At 71.7% G+C, this 1,389-nt stretch carries 1 protein-coding gene; it reads left to right on the top strand.

Annotated features, from left to right (window positions below):
* Positions 1 to 226: 226 nt before the first annotated feature.
* A complete protein-coding gene (locus tag MFF42_RS25825) occupies positions 227 to 1,189 on the top strand; it encodes an aliphatic sulfonate ABC transporter substrate-binding protein (RefSeq protein WP_238258816.1) in 963 nt (320 codons plus the stop codon).
* Positions 1,190 to 1,389 lie beyond the last annotated feature (200 nt).

Below are 1,389 nucleotides of genomic sequence, written 5' to 3'. Positions count from 1 at the left end.
CCCGCGTGGTGCCGTAGGAGGCCTTTCAGCTCCTACCCCATCCGCCCGATCGCTTCGGCCGCCGTCGCTCCGCTCCTCCCCTTTGTGGGGAGGAGGCAGGAGGTGGGGGGGGTTCAGGATGAGGCGGTGCGGTGCCTTCTGCACTACCCCCACCCCGAACCCCTCCCCGCAAGGGGGAGGGGACATGCCGCTGCATCGGCCTCCTCCAAAAAAACGAAAAGCCCCCATGAACCGCCGGTCCGCCACCCGCCTCGTCCTCGCCGGCCTCGCGCTCGGTCTCAGTCTCAGCCGCTCGCCGGCGGTGGCGGAGGAATCCACCCTGCGCATCGGCTACCAGCGCTCCTCGGCGCTGATCGCGCTCCTGCGCGAGGACGCCAGTCTTGAGACGGCCCTGAAGCCGCTCGGCGTCACCGTCTCCTGGCACGAATTCACCAGCGGCCTGCCGATCATGGAGGCGCTCAATGTCGGCCGCATCGACGTCTCGGCGGACGTCGCCGACACCGTGCCGGTCTTCGCGCAGGGCGCGAATGCCAGGATCACCTACATCGCGCAGGAGGCGGCCTCGCCGGAGGCGCAGGCGATCCTGGTGCCGGGCGATTCCCCGTTGAAGACCGTGGCCGACCTGAAGGGCCGCAAGGTCGCCGTCACCAAGGGCGCCGGCAGCCACTACCTGCTGCTTGCCGCGCTGAAGGCGGAGGGGCTGCCGTTCAAGAGCATCACCCCGGCCTACCTCACCCCGGCGGACGGGCGCAGTGCGCTCGCCGGCGGCAGCGTCGATGCCTGGGTGGCGTGGGACCCGTTCCTCTCCGCCGCGCAGATCCAGGCCGGGGCGCGCATCCTGCGGGACGGCACCGGCCTCTCTTCCTACAAGCGCTACTACCTCGCCTCCGACGCCTACGCGGAGAAGCGCGCCGACGTCCTGACCCTCCTCGTCGCCAAGCTGCGCGAGGCCGGGGTCTGGGTGAAGGCCAACCCGGACGCGGCCGCCGCGCGGCTGGCCGCCCTGTGGAAGATCGAGCCCGAGGTCGTGAAACGGGCCAATACCCGCCGCTCCTATCGGGTCGAGCCGGTGAGCCGCGAGGGCCTGTCCGAGCAGCAGACCATCGCCGACGCCTTCCGCGCCGAAGGGCTCCTGCCGCGCGCCGTCAATGCCGCGGCGCTTCCGGTCTGGGATCCGCCGACGCGCTGAGGTACGGCAGGGAGAGCGAGCGCAGGAACGTTCACGATGTCCCGTCAGGCGAGCCTGCCCCCCGTCGCGGTGATCGGCGCGGGGTTCAGCGGCACCATGGCCGCGCTCCAGCTCCTCTCCGTCCTGCCGCCGGAGCGGCCGGTGCTGCTGTGCGAGCGGTCGGGGAGCTTCGCCCGCGGGCTCGCCTACGGCACCGGCAA

The organism is Methylorubrum podarium, assembly GCF_022179745.1.
Classification (GTDB): Bacteria; Pseudomonadota; Alphaproteobacteria; order Rhizobiales; family Beijerinckiaceae; genus Methylobacterium; species Methylobacterium podarium.
The sequence above is the reverse complement of the archived record's forward strand: the minus strand, read 5'-3'. Positions and strand labels throughout refer to the sequence as shown.

What these genes read in the sequence shown, in the direction of transcription:
- MFF42_RS25825 (WP_238258816.1), top strand. Translation starts at nt 227, where the DNA reads ATGAACCGCCGGTCCGCCACCCGCCTCGTCCTCGCCGGCCTCGCGCTC.